We start from the raw sequence: 248 nt of genomic DNA on the forward strand, positions 1-248 counted from the left end.
GCCCAGCCCAGTTATCAACTATGTGATACGCTTCAGACGCAAGTCGGGCTATAAATTGGAAGTCTTCAAGACGCTTTCATCCGGAGAACTAGAGGCTCTCCAACGAACTTCTGGCCAGGAGTTCGATGAATTCTTCAGCTCGGGTGTATCACGGGCTGCCGAGCGGATAATTTGGCATTTGAGCCGGGGCAACTAGGCACCGGCGATCTTAAGCAGGAGTTCGCGATGGCCGCAATGAAGAAGACACT

The 248-nt window shown here is 52.4% G+C and carries 1 protein-coding gene; it reads left to right on the forward strand.

Annotated features, from left to right (window positions below):
* Positions 1-196: hypothetical protein (locus AC0L3J_RS38290; RefSeq protein WP_473350606.1), on the forward strand; the 196-nt coding region annotated here is incomplete at its 5' end.
* Positions 197-248: the final 52 nt, after the last annotated feature.

It is taken from the genome of Bradyrhizobium sp. Kon37 (assembly GCF_055807535.1).